14 protein-coding genes are annotated in these 17,029 nt (G+C 75.7%); 12 read left to right on the forward strand and 2 right to left on the reverse strand.

Going from position 1 to position 17,029, the window contains the following annotated elements:
* Window positions 1-38 precede the first annotated feature (38 nt).
* Window positions 39-656 carry a hypothetical protein gene (locus tag ES689_RS14750; RefSeq protein ID WP_146906210.1) on the reverse strand — a complete coding sequence of 206 codons (618 nt, stop codon included), beginning with the start codon at window positions 654-656 and terminating at the stop codon, window positions 39-41.
* 244 nt (window positions 657-900) lie between these two features.
* Here ES689_RS14750 and ES689_RS14755 point away from each other — a divergent pair, with 244 nt between their 5' ends.
* Genes ES689_RS14755 through ES689_RS14765 form a run of 3 tightly spaced genes read left to right on the forward strand, consistent with a single transcriptional unit; the run spans window position 901 to window position 3,803 of the window.
* Window positions 901-1,743 (forward strand): DUF998 domain-containing protein, encoded by an 843-nt coding sequence (locus ES689_RS14755; protein ID WP_146906212.1) that lies wholly within the window; start codon window positions 901-903, stop codon window positions 1,741-1,743.
* 9 nt (window positions 1,744-1,752) lie between these two features.
* Complete coding sequence (locus ES689_RS14760) at window positions 1,753-3,117, forward strand: sensor histidine kinase (protein ID WP_146906214.1); 1,365 nt, start codon at window positions 1,753-1,755, stop codon at window positions 3,115-3,117.
* Window positions 3,114-3,803 (forward strand): response regulator transcription factor, encoded by a 690-nt coding sequence (locus tag ES689_RS14765; protein ID WP_146906216.1) that lies wholly within the window; start codon window positions 3,114-3,116, stop codon window positions 3,801-3,803. The genes ES689_RS14760 and ES689_RS14765 overlap by 4 nt, the downstream gene beginning before the upstream one ends.
* A 247-nt stretch (window positions 3,804-4,050) precedes the next feature.
* Here ES689_RS14765 and ES689_RS14770 read toward each other — a convergent pair whose 3' ends face one another.
* Window positions 4,051-4,713, reverse strand: coding sequence for a hypothetical protein (locus ES689_RS14770; RefSeq protein ID WP_146906218.1), 663 nt, complete (start codon window positions 4,711-4,713; stop codon window positions 4,051-4,053).
* Window positions 4,714-5,037: 324 nt separating this feature from the next.
* On the opposite strand from ES689_RS14770, the gene ES689_RS14775 reads away from it, so the two are divergent.
* The 9 genes from ES689_RS14775 to ES689_RS14815 all read left to right on the forward strand — a co-directional run bounded on the left by ES689_RS14775 (window position 5,038) and on the right by ES689_RS14815 (window position 16,817).
* Window positions 5,038-5,574 (forward strand): RNA polymerase sigma factor, encoded by a 537-nt coding sequence (locus ES689_RS14775; protein WP_146906220.1) that lies wholly within the window; start codon window positions 5,038-5,040, stop codon window positions 5,572-5,574.
* A complete protein-coding gene (locus ES689_RS14780; protein WP_146906222.1) occupies window positions 5,564-6,871 on the forward strand; it encodes a hypothetical protein in 1,308 nt (435 codons plus the stop codon). Before ES689_RS14775 ends, ES689_RS14780 begins: the two co-directional genes overlap by 11 nt.
* Window positions 6,872-7,113: 242 nt before the next feature.
* Window positions 7,114-9,324, forward strand: a complete 2,211-nt coding sequence (locus ES689_RS14785; RefSeq protein ID WP_146906223.1) for a serine hydrolase — start codon at window positions 7,114-7,116, stop codon at window positions 9,322-9,324.
* Window positions 9,325-9,389: 65 nt separating this feature from the next.
* On the forward strand, window positions 9,390-10,868 hold the full coding sequence (locus ES689_RS14790; RefSeq protein WP_146906225.1) for a sensor histidine kinase: 1,479 nt from the start codon (window positions 9,390-9,392) through the stop codon (window positions 10,866-10,868).
* A complete protein-coding gene (locus tag ES689_RS14795; RefSeq protein ID WP_146906227.1) occupies window positions 10,865-11,557 on the forward strand; it encodes a response regulator transcription factor in 693 nt (230 codons plus the stop codon). Before ES689_RS14790 ends, ES689_RS14795 begins: the two co-directional genes overlap by 4 nt.
* A gap of 69 nt (window positions 11,558-11,626) precedes the next feature.
* Window positions 11,627-12,079: a VOC family protein gene (locus ES689_RS14800; RefSeq protein WP_146906228.1), complete on the forward strand. Its 453-nt coding sequence runs from the start codon at window positions 11,627-11,629 to the stop codon at window positions 12,077-12,079.
* A 121-nt stretch (window positions 12,080-12,200) separates the two neighbouring features.
* Entirely contained in the window at window positions 12,201-13,373 is a 1,173-nt protein-coding gene (locus ES689_RS14805) for a glycosyl hydrolase family 18 protein (protein ID WP_146906231.1), read from the forward strand.
* Window positions 13,374-13,402: 29 nt separating this feature from the next.
* Complete coding sequence (locus tag ES689_RS14810) at window positions 13,403-14,803, forward strand: alpha-amylase family glycosyl hydrolase (protein WP_146906233.1); 1,401 nt, start codon at window positions 13,403-13,405, stop codon at window positions 14,801-14,803.
* A gap of 139 nt (window positions 14,804-14,942) precedes the next feature.
* Window positions 14,943-16,817, forward strand: a complete 1,875-nt coding sequence (locus ES689_RS14815; RefSeq protein WP_146906235.1) for a sodium:proton antiporter — start codon at window positions 14,943-14,945, stop codon at window positions 16,815-16,817.
* The last annotated feature ends 212 nt before the right edge of the window (window positions 16,818-17,029 follow it).

Raw genomic sequence — 17,029 nt, forward strand, 5'->3', positions numbered from 1 at the left:
GTGCTGCACCGTCGGGGGTGTGAGCGGCGGGCGGGCCCCTAGGCCTCCCAGAGGGGCTGTGCCAGGCGGGCGGCGGCGTCGAGCTCGAGGTGCTCGAAGCGGTGCCGCGTCTCGGGGATGCCGAACTCGGGCCAGGCGAGCACGAGCTCGAGGGGCCCGTCGGCGGGCAGGGGCCACAGCCACAGGGTGCCGGTGGTCGTCATGAGACGGTCGTCGCCCTGGCCGCCCTGGGGTGCGAACGTCAGCACGGGGCCGACCGGCACCTCCTCGGGGTCGCCGTGGCCGCCGAAGCCGTGGCCCATGTCGGCGATCGCCGTGCTGCCGTCGGCGAGCTGGACTCCGAAGCGGAGGCCCGCCGTCTCGTCCGCGAGGCCGGGCCGGAAGCGCCCGCCCTCGAAGCGGTCGACCAGGGCGGCCCACGCGCGCCGGCCCTGGCCGGGGTTCCTCAGGGTCCACTGCAGCTCGATGCCGACCCCGGAAGGATGCGCCGTGACGCCCGTGACGGCGACCGCGACCTCGTCCGTGCGCGCGAGCAGCGCGGCGTCGGCCAGCCGTCCGGGCAACCAGCCCTCGGGAGGCCGTGTCCAGGCGGGCGGGACCCACGCCTCCGCCAGCTCGTCGTCGTCGACCGGGGGCACGTCGGGGAAGAAGGACATGGCCCACCTCACCACGTCGTCGAGCGCTGCGCCAGCACGTCCTCGCCGCCTGCCCCGCCGGGCCCGTCGCACGAGGACGGCGTCGTGGGACGGGACAGGGGCGGGCCCGTGCCCACGCCGTCCCACGACGCCGGCGGCACGAGCGAGGCGCCGAGGAGGCGCGTGGTACCCAGGTGCTACGCCCACGTCGGGCGTGCACCAGGGGCCGACGCGGGCGGGGCAGGGGTCTTCTTAGCGTCGGGGCATGGCTTCCACCGTGTCCCGCACCGCACCGTCCGCAGCCCGTCCCGCGGGCGGCGCGACCGCCTCCGCCGCCGAGCGCACCGGTGCCTCGCGCGCCGCCGCCGAGACCGCCTCGCGCACCGCCTCGCGCACCGCCTCGCGCACCGTCGCGGCGGTCGCCGGCAGCGCCGTCACGGCCGTCGCCCTCGTGCTGATCTGGGTCGCGCGCAGCCGGGTCGACCGGCCCGTCTACGTGAGCGAGCTCGGCGCCGACGGCGAGCCGACGGCCGCGCTGTTCGAGGGGGCGCTGCTGCTCGTCGTCGCGGGCGGGCTTCTCGTCGCGTGGGCGGCGCGGGGCACGCGGGCCGGGCGGGGCACGCGGGCCGGGCGGAGCACCAGGGCCGGGCGGGGCACCAGGGCTGCGGGGCGCCTCCTCGGGGCCTGGACGGTGTCGACGTCGATCGCCGCCGCGTCGGGGCTGTTCCTGGTGACGTCGCAGGTGCCCTGCACGGCGGGCTGCCCGCTGCCGGTCGGGGCGACCTTCACGGTGCAGGACCTCGTCCACACGACGTCGGCCGTGCTCGCCTTCGCGGCGGCCTGCGTCGCGATGCTGCAGGCGTCGTTCGTCGCCGGGCGTCGCCGCCTGCGGGTGCTCTCGGTGACGAGCGGGGTCTCGGTGGCGCTGGTCGCGGCGACGGGCGGGCTGCTCTCGCTGCTGCGCGTCGGCACCGACGTCGGAGGCGTCCTCGAGCTCGTGGCGACGACGATCGCGATCGGCTGGTTGATCGTGCTGGGCGTCTCGACGACGGGCTCCGGCCAGGGCGCCTCCGACCGCGCCCGCGCCGCCGTCCGGGCCGCTGCGTAGAGTCGGACCATGCCCGACAGCCCCCGCCCGCCGGGCGCCGTGCGCCGCTGGGCCGTGTCGCGTCCCGCTGTGGTTGACGCCCTCGTCGCCCTCGGCTACGTCGTCGTCAGCGGGACCGGACTCGCCCTGGTCTGGCTCGCGACCGGCACCGGCCGGCCGCTCGGCGTCGACCTCCTCCTCGGCACGGCCGTCGCCGTCTCGGCTGCCGCGCTGCTCGTGCGGCGTCGGCGCCCCTGGCTGACCTTCGCGGTCGTGACGGCCACCGTCGCCGCGGCGGCCCTCGTCGACGGCGGGCTCGACCCGCTCGCGACCTGCCTCGCGCTCTACTCGCTCGCCGTGCACCGCTCGGTCCGCGCCGCGTGGATCGGCCTCGGCGTCTCCGTGCTCGCGGACGTGGCCGCCACGGCGGGGGCGGGGCTGGTGTCGAACCTGACGTCGGGCGTCGTCGGGGACGCGACGGGCGCCTCCGGCGTGCCCCTGCCCAGCCCGGTGCCCGTGCTGCTCACCCTCGTCGCGGTGCTCGTCGGGGTCGACGTCGGCGCCCGTCGACGGCGGCTCGAGGCTCTGGTCGAGCGGGCCGAGCGCCTCGAGCGCGAGCGCGACCAGCAGGCACGGCTCGCGACGGCGGCAGAGCGCGCCCGCATCACGCGCGAGGTGCACGACATCGTCTCGCACGGGATCTCGGTGATGGTCACGCTCGCCGAGGGCGCCGACGCCCTCGCCCGCAAGGACCCGACCAGGTCGCAGGAGGCGGTGGGCGAGATCGTGCAGGTCGGCCGGCGGTCGCTCGGCGACATGCGTCGACTGCTCGGGGCGCTGGGCGACGACGACGCGTCGGCCGGGGCGGACGGGACGAGCGGCGAGGCAGGCGCGGCGGGCGTCGGCGGCTCGACCGGGCTCTGGGCGCAGCCCCAGCCCGGGATCGACCAGCTGCCCGAGCTCGTGGCCTCGTTCCGGGCCGCGGGGCTGCCGGTGGTGGTCGAGTCCCGGGGCGTGCCCGCCGCCTCCGAGGCGCTCCAGACCGCCGTGCACCGGATCGTGCAGGAGTCGCTGACCAACGCCCTGCGGCACGCGGGGTCGCCGACGCGGGTGCTGGTCGAGCTCGACTGGGGCGAGCAGGTGGCGGTGACCGTGACCGACGACGGGGCCGTCCGTGAGGAAGCCGCGAGGGACGCGGCCGGCGGGGCGGGCGCCGCTCCCCGGCTCACGGGAGTCGGCCGCGGCCTCGTGGGCATGCGCGAGCGAGCGAGGATGTACGGCGGCACCGTCGAGGCGGGCCCGCTGCCGGACGGCGGTGACGGCAGCGGCGACGGTGACGGCAGCGGCGGCTGGCGCGTCGCCGTCGTGCTGACCGACACGGAGGAGGCGCGGTGACCGACATCAGGATCCTGCTCGTCGACGACCAAGAACTCGTCCGACGGGGAATGGCGATGATCGTGGACTCGACCGACGACCTCGTCGTCGTCGGCGAGGCGGCGACCGGCGAGGAGGCGGTCGTCCTGACCGCGGACCTGTCGCCCGACGTCGTCGTCATGGACGTCCGGATGCCCGGGATCGGCGGCATCGAGGCGACCCGGCGGATCGTCCGCGAGACGCCCTCTAGCCGCGTGCTCATCCTCACCACGTTCGACCTGGACGAGCACGCGTTCGGGGGGCTGCGGGCGGGGGCCAGCGGTTTCCTCGTGAAGAGCGCGCCGCGCGCCGAGCTGCTCGCCGGCATCCGGGCGGTCGCCGCGGGCGACGCCGTCGTCTCGCCGCGGGTCACCCGTGCGGTGCTCGACGTCGCGCTGCCGCGTCTGCCCCGTGGCGGCGCCGACGGCGGCGCGGGCGGCGCCGACGTGGCCGGCGCCCCCGTCGCGAGCCCGTTCGCCGTGCTCACCGAGCGCGAGCGGGACGTGTTCCTCGCGGTCGCGCAGGGCCTGAACAACTCCGAGATCGCCGCGCGGCTCGTCGTCAGCGAGTCCACGGTCAAGACGCACGTGGGCCGGGTGCTCTCCAAGCTGGACCTGCGCGACCGCGTGCAGGTCGTGATCCTCGCCTACGAGCACGGCCTCGTCTGACGCCGCGGCGGCCGCACCGGCCGCCGCACCCGCGGAACCCGCGCACACCCTCGAGCGCGCCGAGGGGCGCGCGCGGGTCCGAGGGATCCGCGCGGGTCCGCAGGGTCTGCGCGCAGCGGCAGCTCACGACGTCGAGCCCCTGCCCCCGCACCCCTGAACGAGCACCGCACCCTCGAATTCGGGGGTGCGGTGCTCGTTCAGGGGTGTCGCGCGGTGGTGCCGGTGAGTCGAGCGGACGTGCCGCGGTTCACCAGGAGGCGGGCAGCGGCGCCCCGGGCGCGGGTGGCCGCTCGACGAGCGCGACCGCGTCGTCGAGCCCGATGTGCCCCGGGAAGTTGTAGCGCCCGAAGCGGCCCGTCGGGTCGTTCGCGGAGGTCGGCATCGCGACGGAGGTGCGGCGGAGCGCCTCCGCGAGCACCCGGGTGGAAGTGCCGTCGAGGCGTGGGCCGCGCCGGTCGCGCAGGATGATCTCGACCCGCGCCTCCTTCGCGGTCAGACGGAGCACGAGCACGTCCTGCCGCAGGGCGGGGTCCAGCGGCACGAGGGCCCGGTCGAGGTGGCTGAGGGCGACGGTGCGGCGGGTGCCGGCGCGCAGCTCGTCCGTGTCGAGGTTCACCCAGGGCTGCGGGTAGATCGCGTTGCGGACCGCGGTGACGCCCCAGAGCAGGGCCGCGATCAGCAGCACGCCGACCAGGAGGTTGCTCGGGAACGGCACGACGTCCTCGAAGAGGCGTCCTGTCTGCAGGCCGAACCAGCCGAGGTAGGCGACGCCGAAGAGCGTCCCGTAGCCGGCCCACGACGACCACCAGCCGCGCTCGCCGATCCGCACCCAGCCGGAGGGGAGGGGCGCGTCGGGCGCGTCGGTCCCGCCCGGCTCGTCGGACCCGCCCGTGCGGGTGTCGCCGGTCATACGAGGCTCTCGTCGGACGAGGACCGACGACCGTCGCTGCGCCGCGGCGTCCGCGCGAGCCCGACGAAGTCGGCCCGCAGGAGGCGGCGGCCGGCACGCCGAGTGATCGTCACGTCCCGACACTATTGCAGCGCGCCGGAGCACGCCGCTCCGCGCTCCGCACCACTCGGACCCGCGCGCACCCTCGCCCGCGCCGGAGGGTCTGCGCGGGTTCGACGGGCCTGCGCGGGTTCGACGGCCTGCGCGGGCACGATGCGACACCTCGCGACGGGAATTTCGTGACCTCCGAGGATTCCGCGACACTGCCGGGGTGAGGGGGTGCACGTGGACATCGACACGAAGTCCGACCAGGACCTGTTGCGACGGGCCGTCGGAGGGGACGAACGGGCGTTGACCGCGGTCATCGACCGGCACGTGGCTGCGGTGACGCGGTACGCGTGGGCGATCACGTCGCGGCGGATGGACGTCGAGGAGGTCGTGCAGGACACGTTCCTCACGCTGTGGCGCCGTGCCGGCGAGCTCGCGTCCGTCGAGTCGCTGCTGCCGTGGCTCCTCGTGACCTGCCGCCACCACGCCCTCAACCTGAACCGCAAGGACGCCCGGCACCGTGCGGAGGAGCTGGACGACGAGCTCGCCGCCCCCGACGACCCCGCCGAGGCCCGCGACCGGCTGCGCTTCGTGATGGGCGAGATCGACGCGCTCTCGGAGACCGACCGGCGCGTGTGCGAGCTGTGCCTGGTGGAGGGCCGGCCGTACGCCGAGGCGGCCGAGGTGGTCGGCCTCAGCGTCGGCGCCGTGAAGCAGCGCGTGCTGCGCACCCGAACGAGACTCCGGAAGGCGGTGACCGACCATGAGCGGTGACGACGAGCGTGACCAGTGGAGGTCGGTCCCCCCGACCGACGACGACCTGACGAGCATCGGCGTCTCGGTGCGCCGGGCGGTGCTGAGCCGGGCCCGCGACGGGCAGCGGACGTCGTCGAGGAGGCGGCGGCTGCGGTTCACGGGACGGGTCGGGTCAGTCGTCGCGCTCGTCGCGCTCGGCGCCACCAGCGGCGGCGTCGCCCTCGGCCTCATCCCCTCGCCCTTCGAGGGCACGCCGCAGGCGGCCCCGACCGCCACGGTCTCGGCTCCGCCAGAGCAGGCCCCCACGGCGACGCCGACCCCGAGCGTCTCGCCGGTCGCGCCGGCGCCGGACACCGGGCCCCCCGCTGCGGCCCTGCCCCTCAGCTGCGACGAGCTGGCGTCGGCGTCGGCGCTCACGTCCCTGCTCAGGGCGCCGGAGTCGTACGGCGGGCTCGGGCCGTTCATGCCGAGCGAGGCCGGTGTCCTCCAGGCCGGCGGCACGACCTGCCGGTGGGGATCGAGCAGCGGCTCCGCATCGGCGTCGCTGCAGCTCACCGTCTCGCCGGACGTCGAGACGGGGCGGGCGTGGGTGACGCAGGAGCGAGCCGGAGGCGCCGCGGACGACGGCCTCGGCGACCTGTCGGCCGTCAGCTGCTCGACCGAGTACGCGCTGTGCGACGGCAGCGTCGTCGTCGGCGACTTCTGGATCGAGTACCACTACGAGGAGAGCCCGGGCCTGACGGCGGCGGCGCGTGCGCTGCTCGCCGACCACGTGGGTCGGGTCGTCGACGTGGTCCGTCCGCTCGAGGCGGGCCCGGGCTGGGTCGCGCCCGCCGCCTCCGCCCGGTGGGCCCCGGCCGGGGCCTGCGCGACCCTCGGCACCGCGACCCCGATGAGCACGCTCCTGTCGTCGCCGGAGGTGGTCGACACCGCGATCGACGTGCTGCCCGGCACCCGGAACGGCATCGAGCAGACGCAGGACGGCTCCTGGGAGTGCCGGTGGACGGTCCCCGAGGGCGTCGGCACGCCCGAGGGGGTGCTCGCGTCGATGGACGTCGAGATCGCGCCGGGCGCCGGGTGGGCCTGGGAGCAGGCGCCCGGGACCTTCGGCGACACGAGCGACTCCGCCCAGCACGTCGCGGTGACCGGTGCACAGGACGCCGTCCAGCGCTGCTCGACCGCGGAGGGCGACTCGTGCTGGCTCGACGTGCTGGTCGACGACTCGTGGATGCAGGTGGGCTACGGGAACGCGGTGCCGCCCGACCAGGCAGGCGTCCTCGCGGCCGTCGCGGAGTCGGTGATCGCCGCTCGCTGAGTCCGCGGCGCGCGACGGCTGCACGTGTCGCATCGTGTTCCGAGCATCGCGTCTCGCCGTGGCGGGACGTGATGCTCGGAACGTGATGCGACACCGCTGCGGCGACGGCAGGCAGGAGGCAGGAGGCGGGAGGCGGGAGGCGGGAGGCGGGAGGGAGGGGACCTCGCCTGCGACTCAGGTCGCAGGCGAGGTCCCGACCTGCGCACCCTGTGGCGCGGCGCACGAGCGGCGAGCGTGGAGGCATGACATCGACACCCCTCCCGACCCCGCCGCGGACGGGCCTCCGCGCCCGCCGCCTCCTGCCTCGACTCGCCGCCGCAGCGGCCGTCGTCGCCCTCGCCGTCCCGCTCGCCGCGTGCTCCGCGGGCGCGGCCGACCCGGCCAGCGCGGCCGGCACCGCGGCCGGCACCGCGGCCGGCACCGCGGCCGGCGCGACCTCCCCCGCCGCCGAGCCCGCGCCTCCTGCGGCCCCTCAGCACCAGCCCGGCGGACACGAGCTCACGAAGGACGACGTCGACGCCTGGCTCGACGGCGCGCTCGGCTCGGCGCTGCAGACGACGGGCATCCCCGGCGCGACCGTCTCGGTCGTCTCCGACGGGCAGCTGCTGACCGCGCGCGGCTACGGCCTCGCCGACACGGGCACCGACGGCGACGGCGACCCGGACCGCCCGGTCGACCCCGACGACACCCTCTTCCGCATCGGCTCCGTCTCGAAGGTCGTCTCGGCGACCGCGATCATGCAGCTCGTCGAGCAGGGGAAGCTCGACCTCGACGCCGACGTGCAGCAGTACCTCGACTTCGACCTCGACACCCCGGAGGGCGCCATCACGCTGCGCCACCTGCTCACCCACACCGCGGGATTCGAGGAGGTGATCGCCGGCCTGATCGGCACCCCCGGCAGCGAGCGGACGCTGCGCGAGGCGGTCACGGCGGCTCCCCCGGAGCAGGTCTACGAGCCCGGGACGACGCCGGCGTACTCGAACTACGGCGCGACCCTCGCTGGCTACGTCGCCGAGCGAGTGAGCGGGAAGCCCTTCGCCGAGCTGCTGCAGGAGCAGGTCTTCGACACCGCCGGCATGGACTCGTCGTCGTTCGCGCAGCCCCTGCCCGACGACCTCGCCGCGCGTCTCGCGAAGGGCTACCCGGACGACTCGCAGCCGTCCGTGCCGACCGAGGTCGTGAACGCCGCGCCCGCCGGGGCGATGTCGGCCACCGCGACCGACATGGCCCGCTTCATGCTCGCGCACCTGGGCGACCTGCCCGCCGAGCAGTCCCTGCTCGAGCCCGAGACCCTCGACGAGATGCACCGCCCCGCGCTCGGGGCCGACCAGCTCGGCACCCTCGCCGTCGGCCAGCGCATGGACCTCGGCTTCTTCGACGACAGCACCCCCGGCGTCCCGGCCTTCGGGCACGACGGCGACACGCAGGTGTTCCACAGCGCGATGCGGATGTTCCCCGAGTCCGACGCGGGCGTCTTCGTGTCGTTCAACGCCTCGGGACGCACCCCGACCGCGACGCTCGACCTCCGCACGACGCTGCTGCAGGGCTTCGCCGACCGGTACCTGCGCGACGCCTCGTCCTCCCCCTCCGACGACGCGTCGGCGGCTGGGTCGTCGCTGACGACCGACGAGACCGAAGGAGGCGCGGGCCGGCTCGACAGCGCCGCCGCGGCCGCCGCGATGGCCGGCACGTACACCTCCTCCCGCTCGCCGGTCACGAACCCTGGCGCGCTGCTCGCCCTGACCGGGCAGACGACGATCGTCCCGCGCTCGGACGGCACGATCGCGGTCACCCCGAAGCCGCTGGCCACCACGACCGGCGTGTACGAGCTGGTCGACGAGCACCTGTGGCGCGAGGTGGGCGGCGACGCCGTGCTCGCGACGCGGACCGCCGACGACTCCGTCGACGCGACCGCGGACGGCGCGGACGCGACCGTCCAGGCGATCTCGTGGGGCGCCTCCTTCACCATGCTGCGGGCGCAGCCCTGGCAGGTCGCGTCGACGGTGCTCCCCTCGGTGATCGCCGCCGTCGCCGTGCTGCTCGTCTCGGTGATCTCGTGGCCGACCGCCGCGCTCGTCGGGCTCGGCCGCCGCACCGGACGCCGGGACCTCGTCGCCGCACGCCGTCCCGAGCCCGGACGCCGCCGCCGTGCGCTGCTGCTGTCGCGCATCGGCCAGGTCGCGACGCTGCTCGCCCTCGTCGGCTGGGCGGTCGTGGCCGGGCAGGCGATGTCGTTCGTCGACGTCTCGGCAGGGTCGATCCGCGTCGTGCAGGCGCTGCAGCTGGTCGGCGTCGTCGCGATCGTGCCCGCCGCCGTGGCCGCCGTGCAGGCTGTGCGCGAGCGCCGCGGATGGGCCTCGGTGACGGGGCGGGTCCTCGTCGTCGCGGCGCTCGTGGTGCTGGCCGTGTTCGCGATCACGTGGCGTCTGCTCTCCCCGAGCGTGAGCTTCTGATGCGTCGTCCACAGGGAGGTGCGCCCCGCGACCGCGAGGTCGGCGGCACCTGGCATGCTCGGGACATGACCACCTCCTCCGTGTCCCGCTCCGCCGCCGCCGACGGTGCTGGTGTCGACGGTGCCGGTGTCGACGGTGCGGCGCTGCACGAGGCGACGGTCCCGGGGGCCGCGGCCACCTGGCGCCTGCTCGGGCGGGTCGGGGTACGGACGCCGGCCGGCCGCGACGTCGTGCTGGCCGGGGTGTGGACGGTCGTGACCGTCGCCCTGCTCACGGGGCTCCTGGCCGCGGGCGAACTGCTCGGCGCGTCGGGCAGCATCCCGCCGGCGCAGGTCGCCGCCGTCCTCGTGCTGGCCGTCGCGCAGTGCCTTCCCCTGGCGCTCCGACGCCGCTGGCCGGCGGCGACCCTGGTGACGATCAGCGTCGTGCAGGCGGGCCTCCTGGCCGTGCTGCCCACAGGGCTCGCGATCTGGACGGCTGCGCCCGTCGTCGCCGCGTACACGGTCGGGTCGCTGCTGCCGACGCGTCGCACGGTGGGCGTCGTGCTCGTCGCGGTCGGCGTCGAGACGGTCGGCGCCGTCGTCGGCGCGACCGCGGTCGTCAAGCAGGCGCTCGGCGCGGGCGCCGGCCTCGGCGGCCTCGGGGGCGTCGGCGCCTCGGGCTCGTCGGTGCTGGTCGAGGCGCTCGCGCTGGTCGCGACGGCCGTCCTCGTGAACGGGATCAGCGCCTCCGTCGGCTCGTGGGTCGCCCTGCGGCGTCGGCACGAGAGCGACAGCCGGGCGCGTGCCGCCGAGTCCGTCGAGCACCACGAGACGCTCACCAGGTCAGCCGTCGCCGCCGAGCGCACCCGCATGGCCCGCGAGCTGCACGACATCGCGGCGCACCACCTGACGGGCCTCGTCGTGCAGGCCGGCGCGGCCGAGCGCCTCGTCGACGTCGACCCCGAGCGCGCGAAGGAGTCGCTCCGCAGCGTCCGGTCACAGGGGCGCGAGACGCTCGACTCGCTGCGGTCGATCGTGGGGATCCTGCGCGAGACGGGAGACGACGCCACCGGCACGGCTCCCGTGCCCGGGCTGCGCGACGTCGGCGGGCTCGTCGTCGCGGCTCGTGCGGCCGGAACCGTCGTCGACGAGCGCGTCGAGGGCGAGCTGCCCTCGCTGGCGCCGCTCGCCGACGTCACGGCCTACCGCACCGTGCAGGAGGCGCTGGCCAACGCCCGCAGGCACGCCCCCGACGCCGGCGTGCTGCTGACCACGACCGTGCGGCCCGGGCGGCTCGTGCTGGTCGTCGAGAACGAGGTGCCCCGGGCGCGCGTGAGCTCGGCGCCCGCGGGGTACGGGCTGGTCGGGATGCGCGAGCGCGCGGCGCTCGTCGGCGGCGTGCTCCAGGCCGGGCTGGTCGAGGGCGACGCCGCGGGCAGCGGGACGGACACCCGCACGGGCGCGTGGCGAGTGCGACTCGAGCTGCCCGTCGAGACGGAGAAGGGCTCTGCCGACGGGGCTGCCGACGCCACTGCCGATCGGGCCGACGGGGGCGCCTCGTGATCCGGGTGGTGCTCGTCGACGACCAGTCGATCGTGCGGGCGGGGTTCCGAATCGTGCTCGAGACCGCGGGAGGGATCGAGGTCGTCGGCGAGGCCTCCGGCGGGCGCGAGGGAGTCGAGGTCGTGCGGAGCACCCGGCCCGACGTCGTCGTCATGGACGTGCGGATGCCCGGCGGCGACGGCATCGAGGCGACGCGGTCGATCACGGGGGCGGCGCAGGGCGGCGACGCGCAGGCGGAGCCGGGCACCCCCGGCGACGCCCGCCGCGGCCCTGCCGTGCTCGTCGCGACGACCTTCGACCTCGACGAGTACGTCTTCGGCGCCCTCGAGGCGGGGGCGAGCGGCTTCGTCCTCAAGGACGCGGAGCCCGACGAGTTCGTCGCCGCCGTCCGCTCGCTCGCGTCGGGGCGTGCTGCGATCGACGGGGCGACCACCCGCCGGGTCATCGCGGAGTTCACGAGACGGCGGGCCGCCTCCTCGTCCGGGGTCTCGGTCGACGTGCTGACGCCGCGCGAGCAAGAAATCGTCCGGCTGCTGGGCGAGGGCCTGTCGAACGACGAGATCGGGGCGCGCCTCGTGATCGAGACGAGCACGGTCAAGTCGCACCTGACCCGGGTCATGACGAAGCTCGACACCCGCGACCGGCTGCAGACCGTCGTCTGGGCCTGGCGCTCGGGCCTCCTGCGCTGACGCCGGCGCCCGCCCTCGGCCCCGCGTCGCGAGCGGGCGACGCCGAGACGGGAGGCCGATGATGTCCCCATGAACGACGCCATCGTCACACCCCTCGGCTTCTCGCACGTGCGCCTCACCGTCACGGACATCCGGCGCAGCAAGGCCTTCTACGAGCAGCTGTTCGGCATGCCGCCGGGCAGCGACTTCAGCGACCAGATCGACGACCCGACGATCCACGACGACCCGCAGCGCACCTACGGCGGCTGCTCGTTCACCTTCGGCGGCCAGACGCTCGGGCTGCGCCCGGTCGCGCCGGTCGGCGACCGCTTCGACCCCGACCGGGTGGGGCTCGACCACCTGAGCCTCCGCGTCGGCTCGGTCGACGAGCTGCACGCCGCGGCCGAGCGACTCGCGGCCGCCGGCATCGAGCACGGCGAGGTCACGGACCTGCCCGCCTTCGGCCTCGTGGTCCTCTCGCTGCAGGACCCCGACGACGTGAACCTCGAGCTCGCCGCCGCCCGCCCCGGCGGCCGCGTCTGACCTCCCCGCGCGGGCGCGGGCGCCGCGACGTCGTGTCGCCCACGCCAGGCCGCCGGGGGCGTCGGCGCGTCATCCTGCAGCGTGAGGCCGCACACGCCGCGAGTCGTCGTACGATCCGTCCATGACACCGACGTCCGTCCGCACCCGCTCCGGCCGCGCGGGCGGGTCGCGTCCCGTCGTGGCCGTCGCGCCGCTGGCCGTCCTGCCCCTGCTCGCCCTCGTGCTGGGCGGGTGCACCTCGACGGGCGGCGCCTCCTCGTCCGGGGCGCCGACCACCTCCTCGTCCGAGGCCGCGACGCTCGGCGGCACCGGGTCGTCGGCCGACCCGGCTCCGGCGGACGCGGCACCCGCCGACGCCGCGACCGCTCCCGACCTCGACGTCACGGGCTTCGTGCTCGAGGGAGCCGACCCCGACCTCGTCGACGCGAGCGCCGCCTCCCTCGACGTGGTCGGGGTCGACGGCGTCCTCCTGGCGAGCGACGGCGCCAGCGTCGGCAGCCCCTCGCTCGAGGCCGAGGCACACCGCGACGCAGCGCACGCCCGCGGGCTGCAGGCGCAGCTGCTCATGAGCAACTTCGACGAACGGCTCGGCGACTTCAGCGAGCCCATCGCGAGCGCCCTGCTGTCGAGCCCGGCGAACAGGTCGGCCGTCGCCGCCGACCTGGCCTCGCGCGTGTCGTCGGGCGGCTGGGACTCGGTCATGATCGACCTCGAGGGGCTCACCGCTGCCGACTCCGCCGGGCTGACCGCCTTCGCCGGCGAGCTGCGGGCGGCCGTCGGCCCCGAGGTCCGGCTGGACGTCGCCCTGCAGGCCTCGACGACGGAGGAGGGCTACGCCGAGCTGGGCTACGACGTGCCGGCCCTGGCCGCGTCGCTCGACCACCTCACGCTGATGGCCTACGACGAGCACGGCCCGTGGGAGCCCGACGACCCGGGCCCGGTCGGTTCCCTCGACTGGACGATCGACTCCCTCGCCGCCCTCACCGGGCTCGCGCCGACCGACCAGGTCGTGCTCGGCGTCGCGGGCTACGGCTACCGCTGGGGCGGCGGCGAGCCCGCGGGGCAGATCACGGACGAGGAGGCGCGCGACCGCGTCGAGGACGCCGGCGGCACCGCCCGCTGGGACTCCGCAGCCGCCGAGCAGACCGCGACCCTCGCCGACGGCGCCGTGCTCTGGTGGTCGGACGCTCGCTCGCTCGACACCCGGGTGTCGCTCGCCCGCGGCCTCGGGCTGGCCGGGGTCGCCGTGTGGTCGCTCGACCTCAGCGACCCCGTCGAGGTCGACGCGGGCTGACCTGCCCGCTCGCCGCTACCGTGGCCCGCATGCCCCGCCCCGACGACGCCGCAGCCGCCCGCACCCGCACCCCGACCGACCCCGGCCGTGCCTGGACCGAGCACGTCATCTGGTGGCACGTCTACCCGCTCGGGTTCGGCGGGGCCGACACGACCGGGGCGGACCGCTCGCCGCAGCCGCGCCTCCTCGACCTCGTGCCGTGGCTCGACCACCTGCTCGCGCTGGGCGCGAACGGGCTGGCGCTCGGGCCCGTCTTCGCGTCGTCGACGCACGGCTACGACACGATCGACTGGTTCCGGGTCGACCCGCGTCTCGGCACCGACGACGACCTCGTGACGCTGATCGACGCGGCCCACGCCGCGGGCGTCCGGGTGATGCTCGACGGCGTCTTCAACCACGTCGGCCCCGAGTTCCCGGCCCTGCAGGAGGCGCGGGCCGACCCGTCCTCGCCGGCCGCCTCCCTGTTCCGTCGCGACGACGACGGCGAGCTGGCGACGTTCGAGGGGCACGGCGGGCTGATCGCGCTCGACCACTCGTCGCCCGAGGTGGTCCGCACCGTCGCGGACGTGCTCGTGCACTGGGCCGACCGCGGCGCCGACGCGTGGCGCCTCGACGCCGCCTACTCGGTGCCGTCGTCGTTCTGGGCCGAGGTGCTGCCTCCCCTGCGCGAGAGCCACCCCGACGTGTGGGTCGTCGGCGAGGTGCTGCACGGCGACTACGCCGCGGCCGTCCGCGACGGAGGCCTCGACAGCGTCACCCAGTACGAGCTCTGGCAGGGCACCTGGCACTCGATCCAGGACGTCAACCTGCACGAGCTCGCCTGGGCCCTCACCCGGCACGACGAGTTCCTCGACGAGTTCGCGCCGCTGACGTTCGTCGGCAACCACGACGTCACCCGCATCGCCAGCCAGATCGACGACGAACGCCATCGGGCCCACGCGATCGTGCTGCTCTTCACCCTGGGCGGCGTGCCGTCCGTCTACTACGGCGACGAGCTGGGGCTGCGAGCCGTCAAGGAGGAGCGGGTCGGCGGCGACGACGCGGTGCGTCCCGCGTTCCCGCGCTGGTCGGGCGGCGACGGTGCCGTGTCGCTCGTGGCCGGCGCCGACCCTGCCGTCCTGGCCCTGCACCAGGAGCTGATCGGCGTCCGTCGCCGTCACCCGTGGCTGCACGGGGCGCGCACGCGCACGGTGTCGGTGACGAACGAGTCGCTCGTGCTCGAGGTGCGCGGGGCCGGCGCCGGGCCCGGGTCCGGGTCCGGCTCGGACGAGGTGCTCGTCGTCGCCCTCAACCTGGGCGACGAGCCCCTGCGCGTCGCGGACCCCGCACCCGCCGCCGACGGCTGGGTGGCGGGCCGCGACGCCGGCCTCGACGGCGACGTGCTCGTGGTCGGCGCGCACGGCTGGGCCGTCGCCACGCCCCGCCCCTGACCACCGCATCGCCCGAGGAGCTTCTCGAGGGCGGGTCTTCCGGGCCGAGGGCGGGTCCGCCGCGACCCGCCCTCGGCCCGGAAGACCCGCCCTGGACGACAGTGCTCGCGTCAGGCGGCGCCCGTGCCACAGTGGTGCCGTGACCGAGACCCTCCTCCTCCTCGTGGCCGGGCTCGTGGTGATCGCGGCCTCGACGGTCGTCGGGCCGCGGCTCGGCGTGGCCGCACCGCTCCTCCTCGTCGCCGTCGGGGTGGGCGCCAGCTTCCTGCCGTCGCTCGGCTCCGTCGAGATCGACCCCGAGCTGATCCTCGCGGGGGTGCTGCCGCCGTTGCTGTACTCGTCAGCGGTGTCGATGCCCGCGATGAACTTCCGGCGGGAGTTCGGCGCGACCAGCGGCCTCTCCGTGCTGCTCGTCGTCGCCAGCTCGCTGCTGCTCGGCCTGTTCTTCTCGCTGGTGCTGCCCGACCTCGGCTTCGCATGGGGCGTCGCCCTCGGCGCGATCGTCAGCCCCACCGACGCGGTCGCGACGTCGATCGTCAAGCAGACGTCGGTGTCGCGCCGGGTCGTCGCCATGCTCGACGGCGAGAGCCTGCTCAACGACGCGACCGCCCTCGTGCTGCTGCGGACGGCGATCGTCGCGACCGCCGCCTCCTTCTCGTTCTGGGGCGCCGTCGGCAGCTTCGCGTACTCGGTCGTCGTGGCGGTCGTGATCGGGCTGGTCGTCGGCGCCGCGAACCTCGCGGTGCGGCGCCGGCTGACCGACCCGACCGTCAACACGGTCATCTCGTTCGCGGTGCCGTTCCTGGCGTCGGTGCCGGCCGGCGCCGTGGGCGCATCAGGGCTGGTGGCCGCGGTGGTGGCGGGGCTGGTGACCGGGGTGCGGGCGCCGCGCGAGCTGTCGCCGCAGTCGCGCCTGTCGGACGGACAGAACTGGCGCACGGTCGAGCTCGTGCTCGAAGGCGCGGTGTTCTTGACGATGGGGCTGCAGATCCGGGCGATCGTGATCGCCGTCGAACGGGACCACGCAGGCCTCGCTCCTGCGCTGCTCATCGCCGTGGGGGCGCTCGTGCTCACGGTGCTCGTGCGAGCCGTCTACGTGGCGCCGCTGCTGCGCGTGCTCTCCGCACGGGCCCGGCACGCCGAGAAGATGCGTCCCCGCGTCGCCGACATGCACGAACGCATCTCGACCAGCGAGGGGACGCAAGAATCGTTCACCGAGATGAACCGCGGCAGACGGACGCCGTCGCCCAGGGCTCTCGACCAGTTCGCGAGACGGGTCACGCAGGGGCTCGCCGACATCGAGTACTTCCTCGCCCAGCCCCTCGGGTGGCGCGACGGCACCGCCGTGGTCTGGGCCGGCATGCGCGGTGCCGTCACGGTCGCCGCGGCGCAGACGCTGCCGGACGACACCCCGCAGCGTCCCGTGCTCGTGCTCATCGCCTACGCGGTGGCCGCGCTGTCGCTGCTCGTGCAGGGCGGCACCATCGGGCCGCTGCTGCGTCGCATCGCGGCCCCGGTCGACGAGGAGGCGGCGCACCGGCAGACGGAGTCGGAACGGCGTCGCCTCGTGGTGCTGCTCCGCGACACGGCTGCCGCGGTGCCCGGCGGCCAGGCGGTCCGGGACGCGGCCCGGCGGATCGGGGAGCGGCCCGAGGCGGGTGCTGGTGGCGGGGCGGGCGTTGATGCCGGCGGTGGTGCCGGTGCGGGCGCCGGTGCCGACGCGGAGGCGGGCGGGGGCGCGCGCGGGGATGCTCCCGTCGACGACCTGGACGACGACGCACGGCGTGCCCGGATCGACGCCGCCGTGCGGCACACCCTCGCCGTCCTCGCCGCGCAGCGATCCGCGCTGCTCGACGCCCGCGACGCCGGCACGGTCGACGCCGAGGTGCTGGCCGAGTCCCTGGCCGATCTCGACGCCTCCGAGATCGCGATCCGGCTCCGGGGACGGGTGCCGCACGAACCAGCGGCCGGCAGGCCCGGCAGGCTGATCGGGGAGGCGAAGGTCACGGACTGATAACGGGACCAGTCGTTCTGCGTGAGGGTGGCGAACCCCTGTCAACTCCCCACCGGGAACCACAGACAAGGAGAAACATCGTGACCATCTCACGCAAGACCATCACCAAGTCCGCCTTCGGCATCGTCGCCTCCGGCGCCCTCATCTTCAGCCTCGCGGCCTGCTCCTCCACCGACGCCGGCTCCGGCTCGTCGTCCTCCGCCGCCCCCTCG

This window comes from Frigoribacterium sp. ACAM 257 (assembly GCF_007954365.1).
GTDB lineage: Bacteria > Actinomycetota > Actinomycetes > Actinomycetales > Microbacteriaceae > Frigoribacterium.